Below are 14,572 nucleotides of genomic sequence, written 5' to 3' on the forward strand. Positions count from 1 at the left end.
TAATAACGTTCCCGTCCGAGACGGCCTGTGCGGCCACGGCCGCCGGCTGGCCCGGCTCGGGGAATCAGAGCTTCGGCAGGTACTTCTTCAGCTCGAACGGCGTGACCTGACGGTTGTATTCGTGCCATTCCTGACGCTTGTTGGCCAGGAAGTACTCGAACGCATGCTCGCCCAGCACGTCGGCGACGAAGTCGGACTTCTCCATGATCTCCAGCGCCTCGCCGAGCGATGTGGGCAACGGTTCGATGCCCATGGCCTGACGTTCGGCGTCGGTGAACTCCCAAACGTCGTCGCTGGTGGGCTCGCCCAAGGTCATCTGCTTGTCGATGCCGTCGAGGCCTGCGGCCAGCAGCACCGAGTATGCGAGGTACGGGTTGGCCACGGGGTCGAGCGCACGGAACTCCATGCGGGCGGAATTGCCCTTGCCCGGCTTGTACTGCGGGATGCGCAGCAGCGCGGAACGGTTGTTGTGGCCCCAGCAGATGTAGCTCGGAGCCTCGTTGCCGCCCCACAGGCGCTTGTACGAGTTCACGTACTGGTCGGTCACGGCGCAGATCTCGGCCGCGTGGGCGAGGATGCCGGCGGCGAACTGGCGTGCGGTGAGCGACATGTTGAATTCCTGGCCAGCCTCGTAGAAGGCGTTGGAATCGCCTTCGAACAGGCTCAGATGCGTGTGCATGCCGGAACCGGGCGCGTCGGCGAGGGGCTTGGGCATGAAGCTGGCGTGGATGCCGCGCTCCAGCGAGATCTCCTTGACGACGGTGCGGAACGTCATGATGTTGTCGGCCGTGGTGAGCGCGTCCGCATAACGCAGATCGATCTCATTCTGGCCTGGGCCTCCCTCGTGATGGGAGTATTCCACCGAAATGCCCATCTGTTCGAGCATGTTCACGGTGGCGCGACGGAAGTCCATGCCAGGGCTGCGCGGCACGTGGTCGAAGTAGCCGCCTTCGTCGATGGGCTTGGGAGCCTGGGACCAATCGTCCTGGCTTTCGAACAGATAGAACTCGATTTCCGGGTGCACGTAGAAGGTGAAGCCCTTCTCCTTCGCCTTCGCGAGCGCACGCTTGAGCACGTGACGCGGGTCGCCGAGGCTCGGCTCGCCATCGGGGGTCAGCACGTCGCAGAACATGCGTGCGGTGCCTTGGGGGCCTCCTCGCCACGGCAGAATCTGGAACGTCGAGGGATCGGGCTTGACGATCATGTCGTCCTCGGAGACGCGGGTCATGCCTTCGATGGCCGAGCCGTCGAATCCAAGTCCCTCCTCAAAGGCCGCTTCAAGTTCCGCGGGGGCGATGGCCACCGATTTCAACGTACCCAACACGTCGGTGAACCATAGACGAATGAAGCGCACGTCGCGTTCTTCGACCGTGCGCAGAGCAAACTCCTGCTGCTTATCCATAACATCCCATCGTTCCATGCGCGTGTTACGAACATCGTTAACACAAGTCGCCGTCGCGCCGCCAAAGCGGCCACCGGCGCTCACCTGTTGGAATTCCCCGGATGCCAACGATTGCAACGGTTTTCGGGCGTTTCGGTCATCGATTCACGCGCCTTGACGGCCCGAAATCCTGTTGTACGATACTGGGCGTGAACGATAGCAATGTAGTCAGATCGAATGCCGATAATCCCATCGTCGACGTCCACTCGTGGAAGCAGCGCGCCTCCGCCGAGCAGCGGGCGCGGGCCGGGCTCGAAGTGCGTGGCAAGGTGCCGCTGCGCAGCCACGCCATCTGGAGGGTCCGCCGCGACCGGCGCGACATCATCGGCCTTCTCGAGGAACAGTCCCGGCAGCGCGTGCAGGCATTGGTGCCGTTGCGCTACCACCGGATGAGCGCCTCCGCGTTCACGTTCTACCGCGGCACCGCGCTCATCATGGCGAACGATCTGGCGACCACGCCCGTGACCGGCATTCCCGTGCAATGCGTGGGCGACGCGCATATCGGCAACTTCGGCATGTTCTTCTCCCCCTCCCGCCGCTTGGTGTTCGACATCAACGATTTCGACGAGACCACCACCGGCCCGTGGGAGTGGGATGTCAAACGTCTCGCCGTCTCCGTGGAGATCTGCGGTCGCGCGAACGGCATTCCCGAGGACGCACGCCATGCGGCCGTGGCCCGATGCGTGCACACCTACCGCGAGCGCATCGAACAGTATTCGCATATGAATTATCTCGACATGTGGTACGACCATCTGGACGTGCAGGAGTCGTTGGACCGGTACGAGTACACGCAGAACGGCAAGCGCAACCGGACGTTGCGCGCCGCCGCGGCCAAGGCCATGATCAAGGATTCGAGCAGCGCGGCCGCGAAACTCACGTATCTGGACGGCGACAAGCTGCGGTTCAAGTCGAAGCCGCCGGCACTGGTCCCGATCAGCGAACTGCAGGATTATGCGGATCTGGAGACGATGCAGACCCGTTTGGAGGCGTTGATGAACGAATACCGCCACAGCCTGTACCATGATCGCCGCCACGTGTTCGACCAGTACCGTTACCACGACACCGCACGCAAGGTGGTAGGCGTCGGTTCCGTGGGCACACGCGCCTGGGTGTCGATTCTGACAGGCCGCGACCTTGACGATCCGCTGATGCTGCAGATGAAGGAGGCCACGGAATCGGTGCTGGAACGTTTCGTGGGCCACTCCCCCTATGCGACGCACGGCGAGCGCGTGGTGCAGGGGCAGAAGCTCATCCAGTCGACCGCCGACGTGCTGCTCGGCTGGGCGAATTTCAATGCCGGCGACGGCGAACGGCGCGACTATTACGTACGTCAGCTGTGGAACGGCAAGGGGTCGATCGACATCGACCATCTCAACGAGTTCACGTTGAGCGATCTGTCGCGTATGTGCGCGCGCTGCCTGGCCCACGCCCATGCGAGGACCGGCGACAGCATCGCCATCTCCAGCTATCTGGGGCGCACCGACGAATTCGACAGGGCGATCGCATCGTTCGCCGACTCGTACGCCGATCAGAACGACGAGGATTATGCGCTGTTCCGTTCGCTGATCAAATCGGGCGAACTGCCCTGCAGCGGCAAGTAGCCGCGAATCGCGGGCCCGCATGTACGGGCATACGGGCCTGTCTATGGGAAAGGCGTGTTCCCGGCCATAAGTCATGGTTCGGGAACACGCCTTTATGCAATCGTTGGCGTTCGGAACGTTCGGAACGCTAAAACGTCCGAAACGCGGATCGGCCGGTGTCTCGCCGTATCAGCGGGAGACTTCCAGCGCCTCCTCAAGGGTGAACGCGCGGGCGTACAGCGACTTGCCGAGGATGGCGGAGTCGACGCCGAGTTCGGCGAGCTGCTTGATGTTGCGCAGATCGTCGAGCTTCGAAATACCACCGGATGCGGTGACCTTGGCGTTGGTGCGCTCAGCGACCTCGCGCAGCAGGTCGAGGTTCGGGCCGCTCATCATGCCGTCGCGGGCGACGTCGGTGACCACGTAACGGGAGCAGCCGACGGAGTCGAGGAACGCCATGGTCTCGAACAGGTCGCCGCCTTCCTTCACCCAGCCGCGTGCGGCGAGCGTATGGCCGCGCACGTCGAGACCGACGGCCACACGGTCGCCGTACTTCTCGATCACGGATGCGGTCCAATCCGGGTTCTCCAGGGCCGCGGTGCCGATGTTCACGCGGGCCGCACCGGCTTCCAGCGCGGATTCGAGCGAAGCGTCGTCACGCACGCCGCCGGACATCTCGATGTTCACCTTGTCGCCCAGCTCCTTGACGATGGCACGCAGCTGGCTGCGGTTGTCGCCGGTGCCGAACGCGGCGTCGAGATCGACCAGATGGATCCACTGCGCACCGGCCTCGACCCAGGTACGGGCCGCCTCGAGCGGCGAGCCGTAATCGGTTTCGGACCCGGATTCGCCTTGGCGCAGGCGCACGGCCTTGCCGTCGCGCACATCCACTGCGGGCAGAAGGGTAAGTGGCATGGTTCTCTCCTTATATTGCGATTCTCGTGGCTTACGTGTTGTGGTTGGCGCCGTCAGAACGTGGCGATCCAGTTCTTCAACAGCTGAGCACCGGCATCGCCGGACTTTTCGGGGTGGAACTGGGTGGCGAACAGAGGGCCACGCTCATATGCCGCGACGAAACGGCTGCGCCCGTATTCGCACCAGGTCACCTTCTGATCGGCGGTCCAATCGATGCTGAACCGGCTCAGATCGAGTTCGTGTGCCTCATGGGCGGCGCAGGAGTGCACGAAGTAGAAACGCTCGTCCTCGATGTCCTTCAGCAGCTGCGAGCCTTCGGCGGCTTCGACCGTATCCCAGCCCATATGCGGCACCACGTCGGCGTCCAGCGGGTCGACGCTGCCGCCGATCAAACCGATGCCGGGAGCGTCCGCGCCGTGTTCGCGGCCGAGTTCGAACATCACCTGCTCGCCGACGCACACGCCGAGCACCGGGCGTCCGGCGCGCAGACGATCCAGGATCACCCTGTCGCCGTCAACCGCTTTCAACCCCTCCATGCATGCGGCGAACGCGCCGACGCCGGGCACGACCAGACCGTCGGCCTCAAGGGCCTGACGGTAGTCGGAGGTCAGCGTGGTATCGACGCCCAGACGCGCCATGGCACGGACCATGGAACGCACATTGCCGAAACCGTAATCGAATACAACTGCCGTGGTCATTGTCTTTCCCTGTCTCTCGCTCTCTCGCTATTGGATGCTCGAACCGTGGACGGATCCGCCCCGGCCCGGGCGCGTATGCTTGGCGATCACCTGCATGGCCGAAGCATGGTCGAAGGCGCCCGAATCGATGACTTCGAACCCTTGCTCCTTGAGCTGGCCCACGGTGGTGATGCCCAACATCAGATCCTCCACGAAACGCGGCGTGGAGTTGAACAGGATGGGCGGGGCCATCGTCGGACCGGCCTTGCCGCCGGCGTACATGGTGATTTCGAGTTTGTCGGCGCGATTCACGCCCAACACCACCGACATGCCGGCGACCACGGTGGTGATGTCCTTGGCCGCGGCTTCCGGGGAATCGCCGTCCAGATTGCGCAGCACGGCGACGGCACCCTGATTCGAGCCCACACAGTCGGCCGAAATATCGGACAGCTGGCAGAATGCGGCCAGCAGCTCGGCCGAGGCGATGCCGGTGATCAGCGCGGCCCTTTTGGCCTTGTTGCCGAGCAGCCCGGCCAGCTCATCCTCGAATCCTACGGACGGGTCGATTTCCGAAGCGTCGTCGGGAATGCTGATGGAATCGATGTCGTCAAGACCGTCGAATCCATCATCGTTACCGTTGCCGGAATCGGAACCGGAGTCGGAGTTGGAAGTATTGGAAGCCTCACCACCGGTTTCGCCGGTTTCAGCCGGTTCGACCGGCCTGTCCGCGGACTGCGCGAACTCCCGTTCGAAATCGGACATGGCCGCGTCGAGCTCCTCGTCGGAGAACAGGGAGTCATCCGGATCGAAATCCTTACCGTTATCGTTCCGATCGTCGGCCATCACAGCGCGCCCTTGGTGCTGGGAACGCCGTCCACACGCGGATCCGGCTCGATGGCGAAACGCAGCGCACGCGCCAGCGCCTTGAACTCCGCTTCGGCGATATGGTGAGGGTCACGGCCCGCGATCACCTGCATGTGCAGGCAGATGCCCGCGTGCATGGCGATGGATTCCATCACGTGGCGCACCAGGGAACCGGTGAAATGGCCGCCGATCATGCAGTATTCGAAGCCTTCCGGCTCACCGGTGCACACGCAGTACGGACGGCCGGAAATATCGACCACGGCCTTGGCAAGCGCCTCATCCAGCGGCACGGTGGCGTCGGCGAAACGGCGAATGCCACGCTTGTCGCCCAGCGCCTGCCTCAAAGCCTCGCCGAACACGATCGCAGTGTCCTCCACGGTGTGATGCACGTCGATATCGGTGTCGCCGTGCGCGTGGATGGTCAGATCGATGAGCGAATGCTTGCCCAGCGCGGTCATCATATGGTTGTAGAACGGCACGGAAGTGTCGATGTCGGTCTTGCCGGTGCCGTCAAGATTAAGTTCGAGTTCGATATGCGATTCGCTGGTTTCGCGAACGATGCGCGCGGTCCTTGCCATGTTGCGCTCCTTACGGCACTGTGTCTCTGTCTGTTCGCATACGCCCATGTGCCACACGCGCATGCCTCGGTTCTGTTCGCATGGATATGCGCACGGCTGCAGGGTGCGTATATCCGCCGGTGCGGGGCGCAGGGGCTCTCCCCCACGCCCCGCACCGGTCGTCTACTCCGCTTCCACTATACGCAGCACTTCGGTGAGTGCCGTGCGGAACCGTTCCATTTCCTCGTCGGTGCCCATGCACACGCGCAGCCAGCCGTCGGGGCCGACCACACGAATCAGCACGCCCCTCTTGAGCAGCTCATCGAAGATCTCGTCGCGCTTGTCGAAGGATCCGCCGAACAGCAGGAAGTTCGATTCCGATTCGGCCACGTCGAGCGGCTTGCCCTTGTAGGTCTGGGTTTTCAGCCACTGCGCGGTGGCTTCACGGGTCAGTCGCAGATGCTCCACGCGGCTCAGCTGCTCATCGGTGTGCTCGAAGGCGGCCAGTGCGGCGGCCTGGGTGACGGCGCTCAGATGGTACGGCATACGCACGATGCGCATGCAGTCGATGATGCCCTTGGATGCTGCGAGATACCCGACGCGCGCACCGGCGAAGGCGAAAGCCTTGCTCATGGTGCGGGACACCGCCAGGTTCGGATGCCCGGCGATCAGGGTGACCGCGCTGGGGGTGCCGGGGTTGCGGAACTCCACGTACGCCTCGTCGATGACGACGATGGGGTGCACGCCTTCCGCGGCACCGGCCACTTCGGCGGTTTCGCACACGTCAAGCACACGTTCCACGTCGGCCAACGGCAGCGGGGTGCCCGTGGGATTGTTCGGGCTGGTGAGCAGCACCATGGACGGTTTGACCGTCTTGATCTGTTCGATCAGCGCGTCGACATCCAGCGTGAAATCGGCGTTGCGATGCGCCAGCTTCCAACCGGTGAACGTGTCGCGGGCGTACTCCGGGTACATGGAGTACGTCGGGTCAGCGCCGAGCGCCACGCGGCCGGGGCCGCCGAACGCCTGGAACAGCTGCAGCATGATCTCGTTGGAGCCGTTGGCGCCCCACAGTTCGTCCACGCTGAGGCGGACGCCGGATTCACGGTCCAGATAGTCGCTGAACGCCTGACGCAATTCGATATGCTCACGATCCGGGTAACGGTTCAGCGTGGGCGCGATCTCCAGCACGCGCTTGGCGATCGCTTCGCACACGGCCTGATCGGGCGCGTACGGGTTCTCGTTCACGTTGAGGCACACCGGCACGTCAAGCTGCGGGGCACCGTACGGTTCCTCGCCGATCAGGTCGTTGCGCAGAGGCAGGTTCGCGGGAATGGAGCTCATCGCAGACCGGCCTTCTTCTCCTGATCGACGATGCTCGCCTTATCGTACGGATCGTCGATGAAACGGCTGAGCACGCACTCGCCGTGCGCGGGCAGATCCTCGGAGACGGCGAAGGCGTTGATACGCGCGGCGATGGCCTTCAGACCCTGCTCGTCGTATTCGATGACCTCGACGGGCTTCATGAAGGTGTGCACGCCAAGGCCTGCGGCGAAGCGAGCGGTGCCGCCGGTGGGCAGCACGTGGTTCGAACCGGACATGTAATCGCCCAGCGGGACCGGGGAGTACGGGCCGCGGAAGATGGCGCCGGCGTTCTTGATGCGCGGCACCACGGCGTCGGCATCGGCGGTCTGGATCTCCAGGTGCTCGGCGGCGTAGGCGTTGGCCGCGTCGATGGACTGGTCGAGGCCGTCGGTCAGCACGATGGCGGACTGGGTGCCGGACAGGCTGGTGTGCACGCGTTCCGCATGTTCGGTGCGGGGCACGCGGTAGTTCAGGTTCTCCTGCACCTTCTCGGCGATGTCGGTGGAGTCGGTGAACAGTACGGAACCGGCGAGCTCGTCGTGCTCGGCCTGACCGATGAGATCGGCGGCCAGCAGGCTCGGGTTGGCGGTCTTGTCGGCGATGATGCCGATTTCGGTCGGGCCGGCGACGGCGTCGATGCCGACGAAGCCGGAGACGAGGGACTTGGCGGTGGCCACGAAGATGTTGCCCGGACCAGTGATCTTATCGACCGGATCGCACAGGATCTCGCCGTCCTGCGGTTCGCTGCCCTTGGCACCGTAGGCGAACATGGCGATGGCCTGGGCGCCGCCCACGGCGTACACCTCTTCGACGCCGAGGATCGCGCAAGTGGCGAGGATGGTCTTGTTCGGCAGACCGTCCGGGTCGCCCTTGCTCGGCGGGGTCGCGATGGCGAGCGATTCCACGCCGGCCGCCTGGGCCGGAACGGTGTTCATGATCACGGAGGACGGGTACACGGCCTTGCCGCCGGGCACATACAGGCCGACGCGCTGGATCGGGATCCACCGTTCGGCGACGCGGGCGCCGTCGGCCAGATCGGTGTGGAAGTCCTGCGGCACCTGGCTCTTCGCGACCGCACGGGCGCGACGCACGGATTCCTCGATGGCCGCACGCACTTCGGGGTCGAGGGTTTCGAGAGCGTTCTTCATCGCCTCGACGGGGACGCGCAGATTGGTCGGACGCACGCCATCGAACTTCTCGCCGAAATCACGCAACGCTGCGGCTCCGCGAGCCTTCACGTCCTCAAGAATCGGGCGCACCAGATCGGTGGCTTCGGAAGTGCCCATCTCGGCGCGCGGCATGGCGGCCAGCAGTTCGGCACGGGAGAGGTTCTTGCCCCTGAGATCAATGATTCGCATAATGTTTTCGCTCATAGCTTCCCAGTGTATGTTCTCTTCGTGACGGAAAACGTCATTATTCCGCCAAAACCCAAATCGTGAGACAGAACCCCTTTCGCGCCGTGCACATCGGCCCACCCGTTGGAACGGCGTGGAAGCAGGCCGTTCGCAGGCGTGCTGTGCTTACTCTCCATCCCGGCGTTCGAGCGCATCACCGTGCCCGTTCCGCACATTTCGGATGGTTCGAAACCAGGGTGCCCCACTGTTCGCGGCCCTTATACATCGCCGTATATCGTCGCGCCCAGGCAGAGCGTGAAGCCGCCATCCATACTTTGCCGCGCGCACAGACTACGCGGCGAAACGTGACCTATGCCGCAGGATGCAAGGTCAGATCACGCTCGATCCATGCCATGACCAAGTCGGCAAGCCATTGGATCTCCGTATCGGTCAGCTCCCGCCCTTGCGGAATATGATGCCATTTCTCGATGCAGCCGCGGCAACAGGTCGCGGTGGCATGCTGCGCGGTGAACACCGGATGCCCGCGCCACGGCGTCTGCTTGCCGTCCTTCAGCGGATGCGCATCCCCCACCCTCGAACGCAGCAACTCATGGGCGTGCCTGTCGATGGTCGCCTTGCCCTTGGCACGCGCATACGCGCGGTCCTTATCCGAAAGCACGAATTTGGAACGGAACCTCGAATACGACAACCGACGCATCGTATCCTCGATCCACGCGTCCTCATCCATATCCATCATCATGCCGATTCCCTCCGTCACCCCACTGTACGCCCGATCCGAACCTTGGCCGGGCACAGGCTGGCAATACGCTGCGGTCCATGGACCCGCAGCCAACGGACTCGCATCTCATAGCATTACAACGCCGAAAACGGAAGAACCCCCTCGGAACAATCCAAGGGGGTTCTTCGGAACGCTAGTTCACAGCGTGTCGATCATCGCTGGAGCAATTATCAGGCGAGGATCTTGGTGACACGGCCGGAGCCGACGGTGTGGCCGCCTTCACGCACAGCGAAGGTCAGGCCTTCCTCCATAGCGATGGGCTGAATCAGCTCAACGGTGAAGGTGGCGTGATCGCCAGGCTGAACCATCTCGACGCCTTCCGGCAGCTCGATGACGCCGGTGACGTCGGTGGTGCGGAAGTAGAACTGCGGACGGTAGTTGGAGAAGAACGGCGAGTGACGGCCGCCTTCGTCCTTGGTCAGCACGTAGACTTCGCCCTCGAACTTGGTGTGCGGGGTGACGGAGCCCGGAGCGGCCACAACCTGACCACGCTCGACGTCGGTACGGTTGATGCCGCGGAGCAGCAGACCGGTGTTATCGCCAGCCTCGCACTCGTCCATCTGCTTGTGGAAGGTCTCGATGGAGGTGACGGTGGTGGACTGGGTCGGGCGGATGCCGACGATCTCAACGTTGGTGTTGATCGGCAGCTTACCACGCTCAACACGGCCGGTAACCACGGTGCCACGGCCGGAGATGGTGAACACATCTTCGATCGGCATCAGGAACGGCTTGTCGAGATCGTGGACCGGGGTCGGGATGTACTCGTCGACGGCCTTCATGAGTTCCTTGACGGACTCAACCCACTTCTCGTGATCCGGAGCGTCGTCGTGCAGCGCGCCGTAAGCGGAGGTGTGGATGACCGGGCAATCGCGGTCGAAGCCGTTCTCGTCGAGGAGGTCGCGGACCTCTTCTTCAACGAGCTCGATGAGCTCGTCGTCCTCGACCATATCGCACTTGTTCAGGGCGACGAGGATACGCGGAACGCCAACCTGGCGAGCGAGCAGAACGTGCTCGCGGGTCTGAGCCATCGGGCCGTCGGTAGCGGCGACCACGAGGATAGCGCCATCCATCTGGGCAGCGCCGGTGATCATGTTCTTCACGAAGTCGGCGTGGCCCGGGCAGTCCACGTGAGCGTAGTGACGCTCAGCGGTCTGGTACTCGATGTGGGCGATGTTGATGGTGATACCACGCTGCTGCTCTTCCGGAGCGGCGTCGATCTGGCTGAAGTCGTACTCCGGGTTGAGATCCGGGAACTCTTCGTGCAGAACCTTGGAGATGGCGGCGGTCAGGGTAGTCTTACCGTGATCGACGTGGCCAATGGTACCAATGTTAACGTGCGGCTTAGTACGCTCGTACTTTTCCTTTGCCATTACTTTGTCCTCCTGGACGTTTCGTAGGTTTACTGGGTTTCTGGGTTGTGCCACATTGATGAGCCAGAACCCAGTCAGCGATACACGATATTACCGCTGACTGGAGACTGACGCCACCTCACGCGTGGCAACGTGTGTCACTCGCCGCGCTGAGCCTTGATAATCTCTTCGGAGACGCTCTTCGGCACCTCAGCGTAGGAGTCCATCTGCATGGTGAACATAGCGCGGCCCTGGGTCTTGGAACGCAGATCGCCGATGTAGCCGAACATCTCGGACAGCGGGACCTTAGCGTCGATGACCTTGACGCCGGTGGCATCGGACATCTGGGAGATGCTGCCACGACGCTGGTTCAGATCGCCGATGACTTCGCCCATGTACTCTTCCGGAGTACGGACTTCGACAGCCATGATCGGCTCGAGGATGACCGGCTTGGCCTTCGGAGCGGCTTCCTTGAAGCACATGGAGCCCGCGAGCTTGAAGGCCATTTCGGAGGAATCGACCGGGTGCATCTGGCCGTCGGTGACGGTGGCCTTGACGCCCACAACCGGGAAGCCGGCGAGAATACCGGATTCCATGGCTTCCTTGACGCCAGCCTCGATGGACGGGATGAATTCCTGGGAAATGTGGCCACCGGTGACGGCGTTCTCGAACTCGAAGGTCTTGCCTTCGGTGGTCTCGAGCGGCTCGAAGTTCATCAGGACCTTTGCGAACTGGCCGGAACCACCGGTCTGCTTCTTGTGGGTGTAGCCCTGGTCCATGACGGCCTTGCGGATCGTCTCGCGGTAGGCAACCTGCGGCTTGCCCTGGTTGCACTCCACCTTGAACTCACGACGCATACGGTCGACGATGATGTCGAGCTGGAGCTCGCCCATGCCTGCGATCAGGGTCTGGCCGGACTCTTCGTCGGTGGTGACCTGGAAGGTCGGATCCTCTTCGGAGAGCTTCGCCAGAGCGATGCCCATCTTCTCCTGATCGGCCTTGGTCTTCGGCTCCACGGCGACCTGGATCACCGGATCCGGGAAGGTCATGGAGTTCAGGGAGATCGGAGCGTCGAGGGCGCACAGGGTGTCGCCGGTGGTGACGTTCTTCAGACCCACGAAGGTGTAGATGTTACCGGCCGAAGCCTCATCCACCGGGTTCTCCTTGTCGGCGTGCATCTGGAAGATCTTGCCGACGCGTTCCTTCTTGCCACGGGTGGAGTCGAGCACGGAATCGCCCTGCTTGACGGAACCGGAGTAGACACGCACGAACACGAGCTTGCCGTAGAACGGGTGGGTGGAGATCTTGAAGACCAGAGCCGAGAACGGATCGGACTTCAGCGGCTTGCGGTCGATCTCAATGGACTCATCCTGCGGGTCGTAACCCTGGATGGCCGGCACGTCCTCCGGGCTCGGCAGGTAGTCAACCACGCCGTCGAGCATCGGCTGAACGCCCTTATCCTTGAACGCGGAACCGCAGAAGACCGGGAAGGCCTCCTTGTTGATGGTGAGCTTGCGGACAGCGGCGCGGATCTCTTCCTTGGTGATCTCCTCGCCACCGAAGAACTTCTCCATCAGGGCGTCGTCGGTTTCGGCAACGGCCTCAACGAGGGCGTTGTGGTACTCCTCGGCCTTGTCCTTCAGGTCGTCCGGGATCTCGGTGGTATCGTACTTGGCGCCGAGCTCCTCGGTGCCGTTCCAGATGTAAGCCTGCATCTCGACCAGGTCGACAACGCCGGTGAAGTCGTTCTCGGCGCCGATCGGCAGCTGCATCACGAGCGGGGTAGCACCCAGCTTGTCCTTGATGGTGTCGACGGAGTAGTAGAAGTTCGCGCCCAGCTTATCCATCTTGTTGATGAAGCAGATACGCGGAACGCCGTACTTATCGGCCTGACGCCACACGGTTTCGGACTGCGGCTCCACACCTTCCTTGCCGTCGAACACGGCAACGGCGCCATCGAGCACGCGCAGGGAGCGCTCCACCTCAGCGGTGAAGTCCACGTGGCCCGGGGTGTCGATGATGTTGATCTGGAACTTGTCCTTGGTGTCGTGGGACTGGCGGTGCCAGAAGCAGGTGGTAGCGGCGGACTGGATGGTGATACCACGCTCCTGCTCCTGCTCCATGAAGTCCATGGTGGAAGCGCCGTCGTGGGTCTCGCCGATCTTGTAGTTCTTGCCGGTGTAGAACAGAATACGCTCGGTAGTGGTGGTCTTACCGGCATCGATGTGAGCCATGATGCCGATGTTGCGGACGTGATGAAGGTCCGAAAGCACCTCTTCAGCCATTTTTAATCCTTAACTTTCTAAAGGTCCGAGTGATTACCAGCGGTAGTGGGCGAAGGCCTTGTTGGCCTCGGCCATCTTGTGGGTGTCCTCGCGACGCTTCACGGAAGCGCCCAGACCGTTGGAGGCGTCGAGGATCTCGTTGGCGAGACGCTCGGCCATGGTCTTCTCACGACGAGCGCGGGAGAAGTCGGTCAGCCAGCGCAGGGACAGGGTGTTCGCGCGGGCGGGCTTCACCTCGACCGGCACCTGGTAGGTGGCGCCACCGACACGGCGGGAGCGGACCTCGAGGGACGGACGGATGTTGTCGAGGGCGCGCTTCAGCACGGCCACGGGCTCCTGCTCGGTCTTTTCCTTGACCATATCGAGCGCGGAGTACACGATGTCCTCAGCAATCGACTTCTTGCCGTCGAGGAGGATCTTGTTGATGAGCTGTGCCACAACGGTGGAGCCGTAAATCGGATCCGGCAGCAGCTGGTGCTTCTTGGAAGGTCCTTTACGTGACATATCTCTTACTTCGCCTTCTTTGCTCCGTACAGGGAACGACCCTGCTTGCGGTCCTTAACGCCCTGGGTATCGAGTGCGCCACGCACGATGTGGTAACGCACACCCGGCAGATCCTTCACACGGCCGCCGCGCACGAGCACGATGGAGTGCTCCTGCAGGTTGTGGCCCTCACCCGGGATGTAAGCGGTGACTTCGATGCCGGAGGAAAGACGCACACGGGCGACCTTACGCAGAGCGGAGTTCGGCTTCTTCGGGGTGGTGGTGTAGACACGGGTGCACACGCCGCGACGCAGCGGGCTGCCCTTCAGCGCCAAAGTCTTGGACTTCTTCGGCTTCGGCGAGCGTCCCTTACGGACGAGCTGTTCAATAGTAGGCAACTTGAATTCTCCGATTCAGTGGTTCTTCTTACCTGTGAGGCCGCCGCACTGCAACCACACTCTCCCATCGCACGGGCGAACCCGAATCGGAAAGATAGCCACTGTTCACCGGCCCGATGACCCGATCCTCTCTCGCCGCCGCATTACTGCGCGCGATCCATGCGATTCCCGGGATATCCCAACCAACCTGCCTGTTACATAAGGCCTGCCGTTGGCACACACGAATTATCAGTATACGGCAGCGCGCGACAATGCCGCCCCGCCGTGTCGCGGCGCGGCGCGTTTCAGTGCCGCAGGCCAGATAGCGTAGCGAAACAGAAACCCCGGACGCCTACGCCCACCGCCCCATCTCAACCGAAATCAGACAAAACCAGCCCATTCCTGTCCGATTCCGGCCAAAGGCACCGCTTACATCCCGGGTGAGGGCCACAACCTGCAGGAGCACTCCATCGTGCTCGTGCGCGGCGGCCGTGTGAAGGATCTGCCGGGTGTGCGTTACCACATCGTGCGTGGCGCACTCGATAC

At 62.7% G+C, this 14,572-nt stretch carries 13 protein-coding genes and 1 pseudogene; 2 read left to right on the forward strand and 12 right to left on the reverse strand.

The genetic code is table 11. The annotated features are described in order from the left end of the window. Positions 1-64: 64 nt before the first annotated feature. Positions 65-1,402 carry a type I glutamate--ammonia ligase gene (glnA, locus tag KIH75_RS07350; protein WP_219056107.1) on the reverse strand — a complete coding sequence of 446 codons (1,338 nt, stop codon included), beginning with the start codon at positions 1,400-1,402 and terminating at the stop codon, positions 65-67. Between the two features lie 188 nt (positions 1,403-1,590). Here glnA and KIH75_RS07355 point away from each other — a divergent pair, with 188 nt between their 5' ends. Next, positions 1,591-3,042 (forward strand): DUF2252 domain-containing protein, encoded by a 1,452-nt coding sequence (locus tag KIH75_RS07355; RefSeq protein WP_219056108.1) that lies wholly within the window; start codon positions 1,591-1,593, stop codon positions 3,040-3,042. A 168-nt stretch (positions 3,043-3,210) separates the two neighbouring features. Here KIH75_RS07355 and priA read toward each other — a convergent pair whose 3' ends face one another. From priA to rpsL, 11 genes are all read right to left on the reverse strand, one after another. Continuing rightward, positions 3,211-3,936, reverse strand: coding sequence for a bifunctional 1-(5-phosphoribosyl)-5-((5-phosphoribosylamino)methylideneamino)imidazole-4-carboxamide isomerase/phosphoribosylanthranilate isomerase PriA (gene priA, locus KIH75_RS07360; protein ID WP_219056109.1), 726 nt, complete (start codon positions 3,934-3,936; stop codon positions 3,211-3,213). Positions 3,937-3,989: 53 nt separating this feature from the next. Further along, complete coding sequence (gene hisH, locus KIH75_RS07365) at positions 3,990-4,634, reverse strand: imidazole glycerol phosphate synthase subunit HisH (RefSeq protein WP_219056110.1); 645 nt, start codon at positions 4,632-4,634, stop codon at positions 3,990-3,992. A 27-nt stretch (positions 4,635-4,661) separates the two neighbouring features. Continuing rightward, entirely contained in the window at positions 4,662-5,456 is a 795-nt protein-coding gene (locus KIH75_RS07370) for a hypothetical protein (protein WP_219056111.1), read from the reverse strand. Next, on the reverse strand, positions 5,456-6,055 hold the full coding sequence (hisB, locus tag KIH75_RS07375) for an imidazoleglycerol-phosphate dehydratase HisB (protein ID WP_219056112.1): 600 nt from the start codon (positions 6,053-6,055) through the stop codon (positions 5,456-5,458). The genes KIH75_RS07370 and hisB overlap by 1 nt, the downstream gene beginning before the upstream one ends. A 162-nt stretch (positions 6,056-6,217) precedes the next feature. After that, positions 6,218-7,378, reverse strand: coding sequence for a histidinol-phosphate transaminase (locus KIH75_RS07380; protein ID WP_219056113.1), 1,161 nt, complete (start codon positions 7,376-7,378; stop codon positions 6,218-6,220). Next, positions 7,375-8,772 carry a histidinol dehydrogenase gene (gene hisD, locus KIH75_RS07385; protein ID WP_219056114.1) on the reverse strand — a complete coding sequence of 466 codons (1,398 nt, stop codon included), beginning with the start codon at positions 8,770-8,772 and terminating at the stop codon, positions 7,375-7,377. The genes KIH75_RS07380 and hisD overlap by 4 nt, the downstream gene beginning before the upstream one ends. Before the next feature lie 331 nt (positions 8,773-9,103). Continuing rightward, a complete protein-coding gene (locus KIH75_RS07390) occupies positions 9,104-9,490 on the reverse strand; it encodes a DUF4186 domain-containing protein (protein WP_219056121.1) in 387 nt (128 codons plus the stop codon). A 212-nt stretch (positions 9,491-9,702) separates the two neighbouring features. Continuing rightward, the gene (gene tuf / locus KIH75_RS07395) at positions 9,703-10,902 is read right to left on the reverse strand and encodes an elongation factor Tu (RefSeq protein WP_033521947.1); all 1,200 of its coding nucleotides are present in this window, start codon (positions 10,900-10,902) and stop codon (positions 9,703-9,705) included. Positions 10,903-11,039: 137 nt separating this feature from the next. Then, positions 11,040-13,166, reverse strand: coding sequence for an elongation factor G (fusA, locus tag KIH75_RS07400; protein WP_219056115.1), 2,127 nt, complete (start codon positions 13,164-13,166; stop codon positions 11,040-11,042). Between the two features lie 33 nt (positions 13,167-13,199). Continuing rightward, positions 13,200-13,670 (reverse strand): 30S ribosomal protein S7, encoded by a 471-nt coding sequence (gene rpsG, locus KIH75_RS07405; protein ID WP_003825775.1) that lies wholly within the window; start codon positions 13,668-13,670, stop codon positions 13,200-13,202. A 5-nt stretch (positions 13,671-13,675) separates the two neighbouring features. Further along, the gene (rpsL, locus tag KIH75_RS07410; protein WP_003825774.1) at positions 13,676-14,047 is read right to left on the reverse strand and encodes a 30S ribosomal protein S12; all 372 of its coding nucleotides are present in this window, start codon (positions 14,045-14,047) and stop codon (positions 13,676-13,678) included. Positions 14,048-14,450: 403 nt separating this feature from the next. Between rpsL and KIH75_RS07415 the strand changes: the two are divergent. Beyond that, positions 14,451-14,572, forward strand: a pseudogene (locus KIH75_RS07415) (30S ribosomal protein S12); the annotation flags it as partial.

The sequence above is a fragment of the Bifidobacterium pongonis genome (assembly GCF_019331805.1).
GTDB classification, from domain to species: domain Bacteria; phylum Actinomycetota; class Actinomycetes; order Actinomycetales; family Bifidobacteriaceae; genus Bifidobacterium; species Bifidobacterium pongonis.